We start from the raw sequence: 14,666 nt of genomic DNA, 5'->3' as shown, positions 1-14,666 counted from the left end.
ACACCATGAGTAAGTATGAAGACTTAGTACCTCGTTTTTTGAGATACGTTAAGATTAATACGCGTTCTGATGAAAGTAGCACTACCATTCCATCAGCAAACCGTGAAACTATATTTTTAAATCAATTAAAAGAAGAACTAAAAGAAATTGGGTTATCTAACGTAAGAACAAATGAAGAAAGTGCATATGTATTTGCAACCCTACCTTCAAACATCGACAAAGATGTAAAGAAAATTGGTTTCATTTCACATATTGATACTGCTGATTTTAATTCAGAAAATGTGAACCCTCAATTTGTAGAAAACTATGATGGAAAATCAAACATCAAATTAGGTGACGGGGAATACAACTTAGATCCAAACGTATTTGAAAGTCTACATAAGTATTCTGGTGATACTCTTATCACAACTGATGGAACCACTTTATTAGGAGCTGACGACAAGTCAGGAGTTTCTGAAATCGTTTCATCCATGAAGTACTTAATTGACCATCCTGAAATTAAGCACGGTGAAATCAAAGTTGGTTTTGGCCCGGACGAAGAAATCGGAACTGGTTCATTGAAGTTCGACGTTGAAGATTTCGGTGCTGATATGGCTTATACTGTTGATGGTGGAGCTAAAGGTCAATTACAATACGAAACTTTTAACGCCGCTGGTGCAACCGTTGAAATTAAAGGAACCGATGTCCATCCTGGTGAAGCTAAGGATGTTATGGTCAATGCAGCTCTTCTAGCAATGGAATTCAATGCTAAGCTACCTGCTTACGAAAGACCTGAATACACTGATGGTAAGGAAGGATTCTACTTCTTACTTGAAATCAATGGTACTCCAGATAACACTAAGATGTCTTATATCATCAGAGATCATGACAGAAACCGTTTTGAAGAAAGAAAACAATACTTCAAAAAGATTGCTGATGAAATGAACAAACGCTTTGATTATGACCGCGTTCACGTTGAAGTTAAGGATCAATACTACAACATGGCCGAAGTAATCGAGAAGAACATGGAAGTTGTTGATTTAGCCAAGGAAGCAATGAACAATGTTGATGTTCAACCAGACATTTTCCCAGTTCGTGGGGGAACTGATGGTTCAACAATCTCATTTAAGGGATTACCAACACCAAACTTGTTTGCCGGTGGTGAAAATATGCACGGTCGTTTTGAATACGTATCTGTTCAAACAATGGAAAAAGCATGTGATGTCATCATTGAAATCGCTAAATTAAACGCAGAAAAATAATTAGTCAAAAAAGGTCAAAATAATTTGATTTAATGTGACCTTTTGGTAGAATTTACCTATGAGATGGATTTCTCATAGGTAATTTTTATTAAGTAGGTGAAATAATTGAATCCAGATGAATTAACAGAAGCAGTATCACAAGCGTTAGCTGAAGCACAAAAGGTGGCTGCTAATCGCAAACATCAAGAAATCACAATTACCCATTTATTCAAGGTATTGGTTCAACCAGGTGAATTAGCAAGACAGATTTTTGCTGAAGCAGGGATGAACGTTGATGATTTCGAAAAGCAATTGGATCAACAGCTAGATGAAATTGCAACAGTAGATGGCCGAGGCGTGGCCTATGGACAAAATATTTCATCCAGTATGCTCGAACTATTACAAAACGCAGAAAAAGAAAAAACAAACTTGGGTGATGGCTATGTCGCCGTTGATACATTAGTAATCGCATTGATGGATACAACAGGTAACAAAGTTGTCGACTATGTAAAAGACCAAGGAATTACAAAACAAAAGATTGAAGAAGTAGTACAAAATATCAGAGGTGGCGAAAAGGTGACTTCAAAGAATCAAGAAGATAATTATCAAGCACTTAAGAAATATGGTGTCGACTTGGTTGCGGAAGCAAGAGCGGGTAAGTTAGGCCCTATTATCGGTAGAGACGAAGAAATTCTAGACGTAATCAGAATTCTTTCCAGAATGACCAAGAATAATCCTGTATTGATTGGTGATCCCGGTGTTGGTAAGACAGCTATCGTTGAAGGTTTAGCAAAGCGTATTGCCGTAAATGATGTTCCTGAAAATCTAAAGGATAAATCATTGTTTGAACTAGACATGAGTTCATTGATTGCTGGTGCCAAGTACCGTGGTGAATTCGAAGAACGTTTGAAGGCGGTTTTAAAGGCTGTTAAAAAATCTGAAGGCCAAATTATCATGTTCATCGATGAAATTCACAACATTGTTGGTGCCGGAAAATCAGAAGGTAGTATGGATGCCGGAAATATCTTAAAACCAATGTTAGCTCGTGGTGAACTCCATTTGATTGGTGCAACTACTGTTGATGAATACAGAAAGAACATGCAAAAGGATAAGGCGCTTGAAAGACGTTTTCAAAAGGTTAGCGTTGACGAACCAAGTGTTGACGACACCATTACAATTCTTCGTGGAATTAAGGAACGACTAGAAATTCATCACGGAGTAAGAATTCATGATAATGCCTTAGTTGCAGCTGCTAAGTTGGCGGACCGTTATATTCCAGACCGTTTCTTACCAGATAAGGCGATTGATTTAGTCGATGAAGCATCTTCAACAATCGAAGTGGAAATGAACTCCAATCCAACTGAATTGGATCAAGCCAACCGTAAGTTAATGCGTGCCGAAGTCGAAGAAGCCGCATTAAAGAACGAAGAAGACGACGGATCCAAGGCTCGTTTGGCCAAACTAGAACCAGAATTAGCTAACTTAAAGGAAACCGTTAATAAGTTAAATGCTAGATGGAAACAAGAAAAGTCATCCATTAAGACATTAGGTGACAAGAAGGCTGAATTAGACCAAGCTAAAAACGACTTGCAACAAGCCGAAAGTTCATACGACTTAAATAAGGCTGCAATTCTAAAACATGGTACGATTCCAAAGCTTGAAGAAGAACTAGCTAAGATGGAGAGCCAAGACCATGAAGACGACTGGTTGGTTAGTGAATCAGTTACAGAAGACGGTATTGCCGAAGTATTAAGCCGTGAAACTAAGATTCCGGTTGCCCGTTTGATGCAAGGTGAAAGAGAAAAACTACTTCATTTAGACGATAACTTACACAAACGAGTAGTTGGTCAAGATGAAGCCGTTGAAGCTGTTTCTGATGCGGTATTACGTTCTAGAGCTGGTTTACAAGATCCAAGCAAACCACTAGGATCATTCCTATTCTTAGGACCTACCGGTGTTGGTAAGACCGAACTTGCCAAATCATTAGCTGAAAACCTATTTGATTCAGAAGAACACATGGTAAGAATTGATATGTCAGAATATATGGAAAAAGAATCTGTTTCTAGACTTGTCGGTGCTGCTCCAGGATACGTTGGTTACGAAGAAGGTGGCCAATTAACTGAAGCTGTTAGAAGAGACCCATACACCATTATTTTGTTTGATGAAATAGAAAAAGCGCATCCTGATGTCTTCAATGTCTTACTACAAGTGTTAGACGATGGAAGATTAACTGATGGTCAAGGCCACACAGTTGATTTCAAGAATACGCTATTGATTATGACATCAAACTTAGGTTCTGATATCTTATTGAATGGTTTGGATAAGGACGGAAATATTTCTGATAAGGCTAAGAAACAAGTTGATGACTTGTTGAAGAAGAGCTTCAAACCAGAATTCCTAAATAGAATTGATGACATCATCACATTCAAGCCACTATCCAAGAAGGATGTAAGACAAATTGTTAAACATTTAATCGATCAATTAGGGCAACGTTTAAATGCTCAACAAATCAAGATTGAAGTCAGTGATGAAGCCCTAGACTGGATTACTGATAATGGATACGATCCACAGTACGGTGGAAGGCCATTACAAAGATTTGTGACAAGAAATGTCGAAACCCCATTGGCTAAGTTAATCATTGCAGACAAGGTAAAAGCCAAGTCTACAGTTAAGATTGGATTAGCCAACAACGAATTAACATTTGAATAAACAAAAAAGCTCAAGTTGATTAACTTGAGCTTTTTTTATTTTACTGAGTGTTTTGAAATAAGTGTTAAAGCGTTAACAGCAATTAATACAACGACGGCTGATACGACACCAATTTCAGTTAAGTTATAGGTTAGTCCAGTTAATTGACTGGCAATGTATCCGATGATTTCACCGAAGATAACAGCCCAGAAAATAACTAATAGATTTGAAATAATGAATTTCATCATATCCACCTCACATTTCATAGAAATTTTACCACAGTTAAGAAGTAAAAAACAGTTATAAATAATCCAACCAATTGATATTTTTGTTATAATTGTTGAAGGAAAGGGATGATTTTTATGGATTATACACCGTTAAACGTAATGAGTTCATACAGTTTGTTGAATAGTACGATATCAATAGATGAATTAATTTCAACAGCAATTAAACGTGGGTATACTAACCTGGCGTTGACTGATGACAAAGTTATGTATGGTGCAGTTGAATTCTATGATAAGTGTATAAAAAATAATATTCATCCAATTATCGGACTTACTTTGTCTGTTGAGAATTTCTCAGCAGGTGAGGAGTCGAATCAATTGATTGTTTTAGCAAAGAATAATGATGGATACAGAAACATCATGAAATTATCAACTCTAGCTAAAACAAGGGAAAACGAAAATCTTTCAATAGATGATGTACTTAGTTTTACCAAAGATACCTTTATAATTGTTCCTGATTACGGCGAGGTAGCAGCGATTATTAAACAACACCAAGTCGATACAGTGAGTGATTTTATAAGTAATCTTAAGACTGGCCACCAAGAAGATGATATATTTTTGGCGATTAGTGAAGAAAAACTAGAAGATAATGACTACATTGAACAAGTAAAATCATTATCAGAACAATTAGGGATTGACCTAATTGCATCATCTAGAGTCCAAAATCTAAATAGTGATGATGCATTCGCACTGAAGGTAATGCAATGCATTCGAGATGATAATCGTCGTCTAACCAATCCACTGGGTGAAAGTCATGAAGAAACACAGAACTGGTTAAAACAAAGTTCTGACGTAATTAATGACTACCAGTTAAAGGGACTTGAAGAATGCCTAACTAATAACGAAAAAGTAGCGCAAAGTTGTCATGTCGAGATTAGTAAAAAACAACCGGTTTTACCACACTATGAAAATGGTAAAAATATGTCATCAAAGGATTTCCTAGCTGATTTATGTATAACTGGTTTAAAGCATCGTTTAGTAGAATTAGCGGTTCCAAAAGATAAATGGCTAGTTTATCGTGATCGCCTAAAGCACGAATTACAAGTGATTGATGGAATGGGCTTTAATGATTATTTCCTAATCGTGTGGGATGTTATTAACTATGCTCATCAACAAAACATCATGACCGGTCCCGGACGTGGTTCAGCAGCCGGATCACTTGTTTCATTTTGCTTGTATATTACAGATGTTGATCCGATTGAATACGACCTATTGTTTGAACGTTTCTTAAATGATCAACGTGCCCAAATGCCGGATATTGATTTGGATATTCCAGACGATAAACGTGAAGTGATTTTAAACTATGTCCATGACAAATACGGACATCAAAACGTTGCCCAAATCGTGACTTTTGATACGATGTCGACCAAACAAGTATTAAGGGATGTTGGTAGAACTTTTGGGTTATCTAAGTTTGAACAAGATGAATGGAGTAAAGCAATTCCAAATAAGTTAAAGATTACGCTTAAGGAATCTTACGATAACTCACAGAAACTAAGAAATCTAGTAAATGATAATGCTTTAAATAAGTTGATGTATGAAACGGCTACTAAGTTGGAGGGGAATCCTAGACATTCATCAACTCACGCTGCCGGATTAGTTTTAAGTCAAAACAAAATCGTTGAGACATCACCACTTCAATCAGGAAATGAAGAATTATTAATTACCCAATATTCTAAAAATTATGTTGAAGAAATTGGTTTGTTAAAAATTGATTTTCTTGGCTTGAAGAACCTTTCAATTTTAAATGACATTATTCAATTAGTTAGGAAAGATTTTAATAGTAATTTTGATATCAGAAAGATTAATTTAAATGATCCAAAAACACTAGAATTATTCCAGCAGGGAGATACTAATGGAATATTCCAATTTGAATCTGACGGGATTAAACGGGTTTTGAAATCCTTACATCCTGATAATTTCAATGAAGTTGCCGTAGTTGATGCATTGTATCGTCCTGGTCCAATGGAGAATATTGATACTTTTATTGCTCGAAAGAAGGGCAAAGAAAAAGTTGAAGGAATCGATGCAACGCTTGTTGATGTTTTAGGACCAACCTACGGGATTATTGTTTATCAAGAACAAGTAATGCAAGTGGCATCAATCATGGGTGGATTCACACTTGGGGAAGCCGATTTATTACGTCGAGCAATGAGTAAGAAAAAGCAAGGCGTTATGGAATCAATGAGAGATAAGTTTATCACAGGAGCTGAAAAGAAGGGTTATTCTAAACAGTCTGCTAGTCAAACATTTGAATACATTGAACGATTTGCTAGTTACGGTTTCAATAAGTCTCATGCGGTGGCATACAGTAAGATGGCATTCGAATTAGCATACTTGAAGGCTCATTTTAGTCGTCAATTCTTTACTGGATTATTGAACTCCGTAATGGGAAATCACAATAAGATTAACGTTTATGTTGTCGAGGCTAAAAAACGTAATATTAATGTATTGGCACCCGATATCAATAAGTCTTTTGAAGAGTTTATTGACGACGGGCAAAACATTATCTTTGGCCTAAGATGCATCAAGGGAATCCGTAGTGATTTTATTCGTGAAATTGTTGAAGGTCGTGAAGAAAACGGTCCATACAAGGGACTAGAAGAATTCATTTCCAGAATTTCTCCACAGTTTAGAAAGAATGACTTATTAAAACCACTTATTTACGTAGGTGCTTTTGATAGTTTTAGTGATAATCGATCCGAGTTAGCTAATTCGATTGATGAATACGTTGAATCAGTTAACCTAAGTGGCGGATCGCAGGACTTGTTCAAGACATTAAAGCCTAAGAAGCGAGTTGCAGAAGAGCTTAGTCTAGTTGATAAACTGGAATTGGAAAATAAATACGTTGGTGTTTATTTATCAGGACATCCAGTGGAACAATATCAACAACTACAAAGTGCGATGAAGATTGTTTCTTCAGACGAATTGGGTAGTTATGACGAACCAATTAACTGCCTATTGTTTGTCCAACGAGTTAAGACCATTAGAACCAAGAATGGTGACAATATGGCATTCGTTGATGGAACAGATGTTGCCGGAGACATTAACGTGACAGTCTTCCCATCAACTTACAAGCTTATAGCTAATTGGATTAGAACATCCATGGTGATTCTTGTAAGTGGTAAACCCGAAAAGAGAAACGGTCAGTATCAACTGATTGCCGATAAGATGTATCCAGCAGCAAATGTTTTGAGTAAGTTAAAAAAACAAATGCATAGTGAAAAATGGTATTTAAAAATTGATGAATCTCATAATTCTAATCAGGTATTAAGAAACGTTTATGCATTGATGAAACAAAATCATGGAACTCATCAAGTCGTTATATATAATTCACAAAACGGTACCAAAAAGCTGTTAAGTACTGACAATAATTTGAATGATAGTAAGGAATTACATGATAAACTTATCGAATTATTGGGAAATGGTAATGTAGTTTATAAATAATTTTGAATTATTAAAAAATTGCGCAAAAATAAAAGACATAAATTTTAAAAAGTGATACAATTCTAGATGAAACCTAGTTATGCATGATAGTCATCTTTTTAGGGATGATTTATCATACAAAATAAAAGGAGAGATTTTTACTTATGAAGAAAACAAAAATCGTAAGTACATTAGGACCTGCTAGTACCGATGTTGACACTATTGTCAAATTAATCGAATCTGGCGCTAATGTTTTCAGATTTAACTTCTCACATGGTGACCATGAAGAACACTTTGATCGTTTAAACAAAGTGCATGAAGCCGAAAAGAGAACTGGTAAGACTGTTGGTCTTATGCTTGATACTAAGGGTGCTGAAATCCGTACTACTATTCAAAAAGATGGTAAGATCGAATTCCACACTAACGACGAATTTAGAATTTCAATGGACGAATCTATTGAAGGTACTAAAGAAAAAATCGCCGTTACTTACCCTGGCTTATTAGCCGACGTTCACGTTGGTGGCCACATCTTATTTGATGACGGTATCTTAGACTCAGTTATCAAAGAAATCGATGAAGCTAACAAAGAACTAGTTGTTGTTGCTCAAAACAACGCTACTCTAGGTTCACGTAAAACTGTTACTGCACCTGGTGTTTCAATTAACTTACCAGGTATTACTGAAAAGGATTCAAGCGACATTCGTTTTGGTCTTTCAGAAATGCACATTAACTTCATCGCCGCTTCATTTGTAAGAAAACCAGAAGATGTTTTAGACATCCGTAAATTACTTGAAGACGAACACAAAGAAGACGTTCAAATCTTCCCTAAGATTGAATCACAAGAAGGTATCGACAACTTTGAAGAAATCATGAAGGTTTCTGATGGTTTGATGATTGCTCGTGGTGACATGGCTGTTGAAATTCCAGCTGAAAATGTTCCAATCGTTCAAAAACACTTAATCCACAGATGTAACGAAATGGGTAAACCAGTTATTACCGCAACTCAAATGTTGGACTCAATGATTGAAAACCCACGTCCTACACGTGCTGAAGCTTCAGACGTTGAATACGCTGTATTAAGCGGTACTGATGCTACTATGCTTTCAGGTGAAAGTGCTAACGGTGACTACCCAGCAGAAGCAGTTGCTACTATGGCTAAGTTAGACGTTAAGGCTGAAAACCACTACGGTGAATACGGTGACGCTCGTCCTGCATTCAACAATGGTGACGTTACTGAAGCATTCGGTAAGCAAGTTGCTGAAATGGTTAAGGATCTTGACATCAAGACTATCGTAACTACTACTTCAACTGGTTACTCAGCTCGTATGATTTCTAAGTACCATCCAAATGCTGATATCTTAGCATTAACTTTTGATGACCGTGTACGTCGTGGTCTAATGGTTAACTGGGGTGTTCAACCAATCGTTGTTGACAAGCCAGAAAACAGTGATGGTATGTTTGACTTTGCAGCTAAGAAAGCAGTTGAAACTGGCTTAGCTAAGGAAGGCGACCTAATCCTTGTAGTTGCAGGCCTACCTGTTGGCGAAAAGGGTACAACTAACGTAATGAGCGTTAAATTAATCGGTTCAGAACTTGCTCAAGGACAAGGTGTTGGCGACAAGACTGTTATCGGTAAAGCTTTTTTAGCAAGTAACGCTGCCGATGCAAACAGCAAGGCTGTTGACGGTGGCGTGTTGGTAGCTAAGAATACCAACAAAGACTTCTTGCCAGCTATTAAGAAGGCAAGCGCAATTATCGTTGAAGATGGTGGTATGACATCACATGCTGCAGTATTAGGTATTTCATTGGGAATTCCTGTTATTGTTAGCGCTAAGGGTGCTACTGAAAACATCTCAGACGGTCAAACTATTACAGTAGATGCACGTCGTGGAATTGTTTACGCAGGCGCTGCTAACTCACTATAATATTTACTCGAAAAGAGGATGCATTTTAAATGCATCCTCTTTTTTTATCGAAATATTATGTAAATTAGTGTAGAATTGACATATAACGATTCGAAATGAGGAATATTAATGAATAACTTTTTAGGCCGTGTTGTTTCTGGTAAAGTAACTGACGAAAATGACAAAAACTATTTTGTTCAAATTGAAGGAACAACATTCCTATTGGATAAGGACGAAATATTAAAGCCGCTAAAAATTGGTAGTAACTTTAAGGGATTTGCATATGAAAATGAAAATCACAAGATGCAAATAACAAGAAACATTCCAGATGTCCAAGTGGACCACTATGCATTTGGAACGGTTGTCCAAAGCAAGTATGGATTGGGAATTTTTGTTGATATCGGGTTACCTAACAAGGACATCGCCGTATCAATCGATGATCTTCCCGAATTAACAAAGTTATGGCCTCAACATAGTGATAAAGTCATGATTGCCTTGAAAATCGATAAAAAAGATCGAATTTGGGGTGAATTAGCTGACGAAGAAATCTTTAAGAGCATTTCAATCCCAGCTAATCCCAAGCTAAAAAATCGTAACATGAAGGCGACAACTTACAGATTAAAGCTAGCTGGAACTCGTGTTATCACAGATGACTATCGACTAGGATTTATCCATCCAAGCGAACGTGAAATGGAACCACGCTTAGGTCAACAAGTTGACGTACGAGTGATTGGAATTTTACGAGATGGAACATTGAACCTTTCAATGAAGCCTCGTGCATACGAAGCAATTAGTGACGATTCAAAAATGATTTTTGCTGTTTTGAAGAGATCAGAAAATGGAAAAATTGCTTATACCGACAAGAGTACCCCTGAAGATATCAAGGCTTTCTTTGGTATCAGTAAGGGACAATTCAAACGTGCGGTAGGTAATCTTTTGAAGAACCGTCTGATTGAACAAAAAGATGGCGAAATGTTATTAACTGAAAAAGGTAAAGAAACTGATATTGAATAAAATCGGGTGATATTATGGACTCCGAAGTTAAGGACTACTTACATTATTTGGTGATTGAACGTGGTTTATCAGATAATACGATTAAGAGCTATCATCAAGACATTAAAGGATTTATCAATTACTTAAAGAATAATCATATTAATGAATTTAAAAAAGTTGATTCCAAGACAATTTTAGATTATATGAAGTACATGAAGGATTGTGGAAAGGCAAGAAATTCCATAATCCGTTTTGTTTCAACGATGAAAAAGTTTTTTAAGTACTTACAAAGATATCACTTCATCATCGAAGATCCGATGGTCAATGTAGATACTCCTAAATCAGCTAATCATTTACCAGATGTATTGACGATGAAGGAAATTGATAAGTTGCTGGCAGTTCCTGATACAAATGACAAATATGGCATTAGAGATAGGGCAATATTAGAAGTCATGTATGCAACGGGATTGCGTGTTAGCGAAGTAGTTAATTTGAAGATGGATAATTTACATTTAGATATGGGAATTATTCAAACTATTGGTAAGGGAGACAAGGAAAGAATTATTCCGATTGGCTCTCAAGCCATTAAATGGATATACACTTATATGGAAAACAGTCGCAATCTTTTGCTAAAAAGAAGACATTGTGATTATCTATTCTTAAATGCTCATGGATCTGGTTTGAGTAGACAAAGCATTTGGCAAAAGCTTAAACGCTACGTTGGTTTAGCTGGTATTAAGAAAAAGGTTACTCCACATACTTTACGCCATTCGTTTGCTACTCATATACTAGAAAATGGAGCTGATTTGAGAGTTGTACAGGAGTTATTGGGGCACTCTGATATTTCGACGACTCAAATTTATACACATGTTTCACATGAACATCTAAATAAGGCGTTTGATGACTTTCATCCACACGCTTAAATCACAGATTGGAGGAATTGGGGATGCTACTAAAATATAGAACAGAATATAAAAAAATCGCTATGGATATGCTCTCTTTATTACCAGACATGAATAAGGGCAATCATTTAGAAGATGAAATGAACTGGTATGAAGATAGTGATAACCGTGTTATTTACTTGTGGAAAAATCAAGATGACAATTGGGCTGGATTAGTCGCAATTGAACAAAAAAATGATTTGTTAGTTCTAAGAAGAGTAGTCTTAACACCAGATTCTTGGAACATTAATAACTGTTGTTCAATGATTGATGATTTAAATAACCTATACATGGGTAAAAAGATTGTCGGAACAATGGATACCACTTCAATCTGTGAAATTTGGGAGAAACGTAATGGAACCAGAGTTCAATAACTCTAACAATATAAATATTCACATTGATGATTTTGATGGCCCCTTAGAATTACTATTACATCTAATCAAGCAATCTGAAATGGATATCTATGACATTCAAATTGAAAAGATTACCAGACAATATGTTGAATATTTAACTGAGATGAAAAACCTAAACGTTAATATCGCAGGTGAGTACTTCGTAATGGCATCCAATTTGATGGCAATTAAGTCGAAGCTATTGTTGCCTAGAAATGATGAAATCAATGAAGATGATGATTACGAAGATCCAAGGGATGAACTAGTAAATCAACTTTTGATTTATCAAGAATATAAAGAAGTATCAAAAGTATTGAAGAAGATGGAGACTAAGACTAGTCAATATCACAGTGTTGATCCCGTTTTACCAAGTGTCGATGAGATGATTGATTTTAACAATAGCGAAAAATTCAGTATCGATTTAATTCAACAAGCGTTTGATCGAATTATTGAAAAGATTAAATCAAACGAACCATACGTACACTCAGTGATTGAATGGGAATACACTGTCAAAGGGCAATCAACATATGTTATGGATAGATTATCCAAACAGAAATCGGTTGAATTTGATTCCTTATTCGATAAGACTAGTAACGTTGAATTTGTAGTTACTACATTTTTGTCATTACTAGAACTTGTTAAGGAACAAAAGGTCAAGGTCGGTCAAATTGACGACAAACTATTTTTAGAAAAAATCGCAAAGCAAGGTGAAGAGTAATTGGTTAGTAAGTTAGCGCAGCTAGAGAGCCTAATATATATATCTGGTGAAGATGGAATAACATACGACAATCTAAGCACATTATTAAAACTAAGTACTAGTGAGCTAGAAACGTTAATGAATCAACTAAAGGAGTCTTTTGAAAACGAAGACTCACCGTTTACGTTGATGGAATATTCTGATAAGGTTCAAATTGCCACAAAGGAAGAACTAAACGACTTAATTAAGGGATATTTACAAAGCGACGAAAGCATTTCTTTAACTCAAACAGCGCTAGAAACACTTACGATTATTGCTTATAATCAACCAATTACAAGGGTTGAAGTGGATGACATTAGAGGTGTGAACAGCAGTAAGACGGTCCAAAGATTGTTGAGACAAAGTTTAATTGCCACTTCAGGTTACAAGAAAGTACCGGGTCATCCAAAGCTTTATACGACAACTGATAACTTTTTGAAGTTGTTTGGAATTAAGAGCTTAAACGAATTACCAAAAATCGATAATGAAATTTTACTTCAGGAGGAAGAAAATGGCGGAACGACTACAGAAGATAATGGCTAAAGCCGGGGTAGCTTCAAGACGTAAATCAGAAGAAATTATTTTAGCCGGTCGCGTAAAGGTAAATGGTCAAGTTGTTACTGAACTAGGAACAAAGGTTAAAGTTTCTGATGAAGTACAAGTTGATGGTTTACCAATCAATAAGGAAGCACCAGTATACTACTTGTTATACAAACCAAGAAGAATTATCACTTCAGTGTCTGATGAAAAGGATCGAAAGACTGTTATAGACTTTTTCGAAGATGTTGAACAAAGAATTTATCCAGTTGGTCGATTGGACTACGATACATCTGGTCTTTTACTGATGACTAATGATGGAGACTTGGATAATCGTTTAACTCATCCCAAGTACGAAGTTGAAAAGACGTATGTTGCTAAGGTTGAAGGAATTCCAACTAACGACGAGTTAAAACAACTAAGACTAGGTGTTAAGATTAATGGCAAGAAGACTGCACCTGCCAAGACAAACGTCTTAGAAACCGATAATGGTAAGAAGACTGCCGTTGTGCAATTAACAATTCATGAAGGTAAAAACCATGAGGTTAAGAATATGTTCAAGGCCATCGGCCATCCGGTTAAAAAATTGAAACGTGAATCCTTTGCTTTCTTAAACCTAAAGGGATTACAACCAGGTGATTACCGTCCATTGAAGAAATTCGAAGTTGAAAAGTTATACGAAATGACTGAAAAGAAATAAAAGGCTTGTTTAAAACAAGCCTTTTTTGCTATAATCATTCTTGAAAAAATAAAATTTGGTTTATCTTCAGGGCAGGGTTAGATTCCCGACCGGCGGTTACAGCCCGCTACCTATCGATTGATAGTTGATTTGGTGAAATTCCAAAGCCGACAGTACAGTCTGGTATAAAGAAGATCTCTTTTTGAGTACGCAAAAAGCTCATTGGTCTTCGATGGATCAATGGGCTTTTTTTGAAGATATTCCTCATATGGAGGATTTATTATGTTAAGTAGTACAAGTAGTCGTTTTAGTTTGAAAAACCTGGTTCAGGTTTCTATTTTAGGAGGATTGGCATATCTATTGACCTATCTATCAGTGCCTATCTTACCAATGGCACCATACATGAAGTTAGATTTTGGTGATATCCCAATTCTGTTAGCAACTGTGTTATTATCAACTCGTAGTGGTTTGATTGTAGCATTGCTAAGAGCGGTACTATACTTCGTCTTTACCGGTGTTTCTTTGATTAATCTGATTGGTATCTCAGCTTTACTAATTGCTAGTTTAACAATTGTGCTATCAGTTACATTGGTTAACAAAGTAGTTCAAAACAATGCTAAATACGTTATTATGGTTCTTTTTGAAACAGTCATGTTAACTCTAGTTATGAGTGTATTGAACTATTTTGTGATTACACCACTATACATCAATTTAACAGGATTTAAATTGAGCTTTAGCCTATTGGATTCTGTATTATATACAGTCGCACCATTTAACCTTATTAAGGGACTATTCATTGGTATTGTCTTCGTGATTGTATATAACAGAAGCAATGCATGGGAAAAATATAAAGAAAAGAGATAAAC

Annotated in this window: 12 protein-coding genes and 1 riboswitch; of the genes, 11 read left to right on the top strand and 1 reads right to left on the bottom strand. The window is 36.0% G+C overall.

All coding sequences use genetic code 11. From position 1 onward, the window contains the following. The first annotated feature begins 5 nt into the window (after positions 1 to 5). Positions 6 to 1,241: a peptidase T gene (gene pepT, locus FD688_RS06780; RefSeq protein WP_138742344.1), complete on the top strand. Its 1,236-nt coding sequence runs from the start codon at positions 6 to 8 to the stop codon at positions 1,239 to 1,241. Positions 1,242 to 1,346: 105 nt separating this feature from the next. After that, a complete protein-coding gene (gene clpB / locus FD688_RS06775) occupies positions 1,347 to 3,929 on the top strand; it encodes an ATP-dependent chaperone ClpB (protein ID WP_138742343.1) in 2,583 nt (860 codons plus the stop codon). A gap of 35 nt (positions 3,930 to 3,964) precedes the next feature. Here the strand turns inward: clpB and FD688_RS06770 are convergent, their stop codons facing one another. Further along, positions 3,965 to 4,156 (bottom strand): DUF2929 family protein, encoded by a 192-nt coding sequence (locus tag FD688_RS06770; RefSeq protein ID WP_225349239.1) that lies wholly within the window; start codon positions 4,154 to 4,156, stop codon positions 3,965 to 3,967. Between the two features lie 114 nt (positions 4,157 to 4,270). On the opposite strand from FD688_RS06770, the gene dnaE reads away from it, so the two are divergent. The 9 genes from dnaE (at position 4,271) to FD688_RS06725 (ending at position 14,664) form a co-directional block, all read left to right on the top strand. Then, positions 4,271 to 7,639: a DNA polymerase III subunit alpha gene (dnaE, locus tag FD688_RS06765; protein WP_190242938.1), complete on the top strand. Its 3,369-nt coding sequence runs from the start codon at positions 4,271 to 4,273 to the stop codon at positions 7,637 to 7,639. Positions 7,640 to 7,782: 143 nt separating this feature from the next. Then, positions 7,783 to 9,543, top strand: a complete 1,761-nt coding sequence (gene pyk / locus FD688_RS06760) for a pyruvate kinase (RefSeq protein WP_053795488.1) — start codon at positions 7,783 to 7,785, stop codon at positions 9,541 to 9,543. A gap of 108 nt (positions 9,544 to 9,651) precedes the next feature. Next, complete coding sequence (locus tag FD688_RS06755; protein WP_138742341.1) at positions 9,652 to 10,536, top strand: S1 RNA-binding domain-containing protein; 885 nt, start codon at positions 9,652 to 9,654, stop codon at positions 10,534 to 10,536. Positions 10,537 to 10,550: 14 nt separating this feature from the next. After that, positions 10,551 to 11,438 carry a site-specific tyrosine recombinase XerD gene (xerD, locus tag FD688_RS06750; RefSeq protein ID WP_138742340.1) on the top strand — a complete coding sequence of 296 codons (888 nt, stop codon included), beginning with the start codon at positions 10,551 to 10,553 and terminating at the stop codon, positions 11,436 to 11,438. A gap of 23 nt (positions 11,439 to 11,461) precedes the next feature. Continuing rightward, positions 11,462 to 11,830 (top strand): hypothetical protein, encoded by a 369-nt coding sequence (locus FD688_RS06745; protein ID WP_034530791.1) that lies wholly within the window; start codon positions 11,462 to 11,464, stop codon positions 11,828 to 11,830. Beyond that, positions 11,811 to 12,566: a segregation and condensation protein A gene (locus FD688_RS06740; protein ID WP_138742339.1), complete on the top strand. Its 756-nt coding sequence runs from the start codon at positions 11,811 to 11,813 to the stop codon at positions 12,564 to 12,566. The genes FD688_RS06745 and FD688_RS06740 overlap by 20 nt, the downstream gene beginning before the upstream one ends. After that, positions 12,567 to 13,127 carry an SMC-Scp complex subunit ScpB gene (gene scpB / locus FD688_RS06735; protein ID WP_054450081.1) on the top strand — a complete coding sequence of 187 codons (561 nt, stop codon included), beginning with the start codon at positions 12,567 to 12,569 and terminating at the stop codon, positions 13,125 to 13,127. It abuts the gene before it with no gap. Continuing rightward, positions 13,096 to 13,821 carry a pseudouridine synthase gene (locus FD688_RS06730; RefSeq protein ID WP_138742338.1) on the top strand — a complete coding sequence of 242 codons (726 nt, stop codon included), beginning with the start codon at positions 13,096 to 13,098 and terminating at the stop codon, positions 13,819 to 13,821. The genes scpB and FD688_RS06730 overlap by 32 nt, the downstream gene beginning before the upstream one ends. A 58-nt stretch (positions 13,822 to 13,879) precedes the next feature. Next, positions 13,880 to 14,000, top strand: a riboswitch (FMN riboswitch). Between the two features lie 82 nt (positions 14,001 to 14,082). Next, positions 14,083 to 14,664, top strand: a complete 582-nt coding sequence (locus FD688_RS06725) for an ECF transporter S component (RefSeq protein ID WP_138742337.1) — start codon at positions 14,083 to 14,085, stop codon at positions 14,662 to 14,664. Positions 14,665 to 14,666: the final 2 nt, after the last annotated feature.

This window comes from Apilactobacillus kunkeei, from assembly GCF_005930975.1.
Taxonomy (GTDB): Bacteria; Bacillota; Bacilli; order Lactobacillales; family Lactobacillaceae; genus Apilactobacillus; species Apilactobacillus kunkeei_E.
This window is presented reverse-complemented; position numbering and strand designations above follow the sequence as displayed.

Bases quoted from the DNA above. Each gene is read 5' to 3' on its own strand.
- FD688_RS06730 (WP_138742338.1), top strand. From the start codon at position 13,096: ATGGCGGAACGACTACAGAAGATAATGGCTAAAGCCGGGGTAGCTTCA.
- dnaE (WP_190242938.1), top strand. From the start codon at position 4,271: ATGGATTATACACCGTTAAACGTAATGAGTTCATACAGTTTGTTGAAT.
- FD688_RS06745 (WP_034530791.1), top strand. From the start codon at position 11,462: ATGCTACTAAAATATAGAACAGAATATAAAAAAATCGCTATGGATATG.
- FD688_RS06770 (WP_225349239.1), bottom strand. From the start codon at position 4,156: ATGATGAAATTCATTATTTCAAATCTATTAGTTATTTTCTGGGCTGTT.
- pyk (WP_053795488.1), top strand. From the start codon at position 7,783: ATGAAGAAAACAAAAATCGTAAGTACATTAGGACCTGCTAGTACCGAT.
- xerD (WP_138742340.1), top strand. From the start codon at position 10,551: ATGGACTCCGAAGTTAAGGACTACTTACATTATTTGGTGATTGAACGT.
- pepT (WP_138742344.1), top strand. From the start codon at position 6: ATGAGTAAGTATGAAGACTTAGTACCTCGTTTTTTGAGATACGTTAAG.
- FD688_RS06740 (WP_138742339.1), top strand. From the start codon at position 11,811: ATGGAACCAGAGTTCAATAACTCTAACAATATAAATATTCACATTGAT.
- FD688_RS06755 (WP_138742341.1), top strand. From the start codon at position 9,652: ATGAATAACTTTTTAGGCCGTGTTGTTTCTGGTAAAGTAACTGACGAA.
- FD688_RS06725 (WP_138742337.1), top strand. From the start codon at position 14,083: ATGTTAAGTAGTACAAGTAGTCGTTTTAGTTTGAAAAACCTGGTTCAG.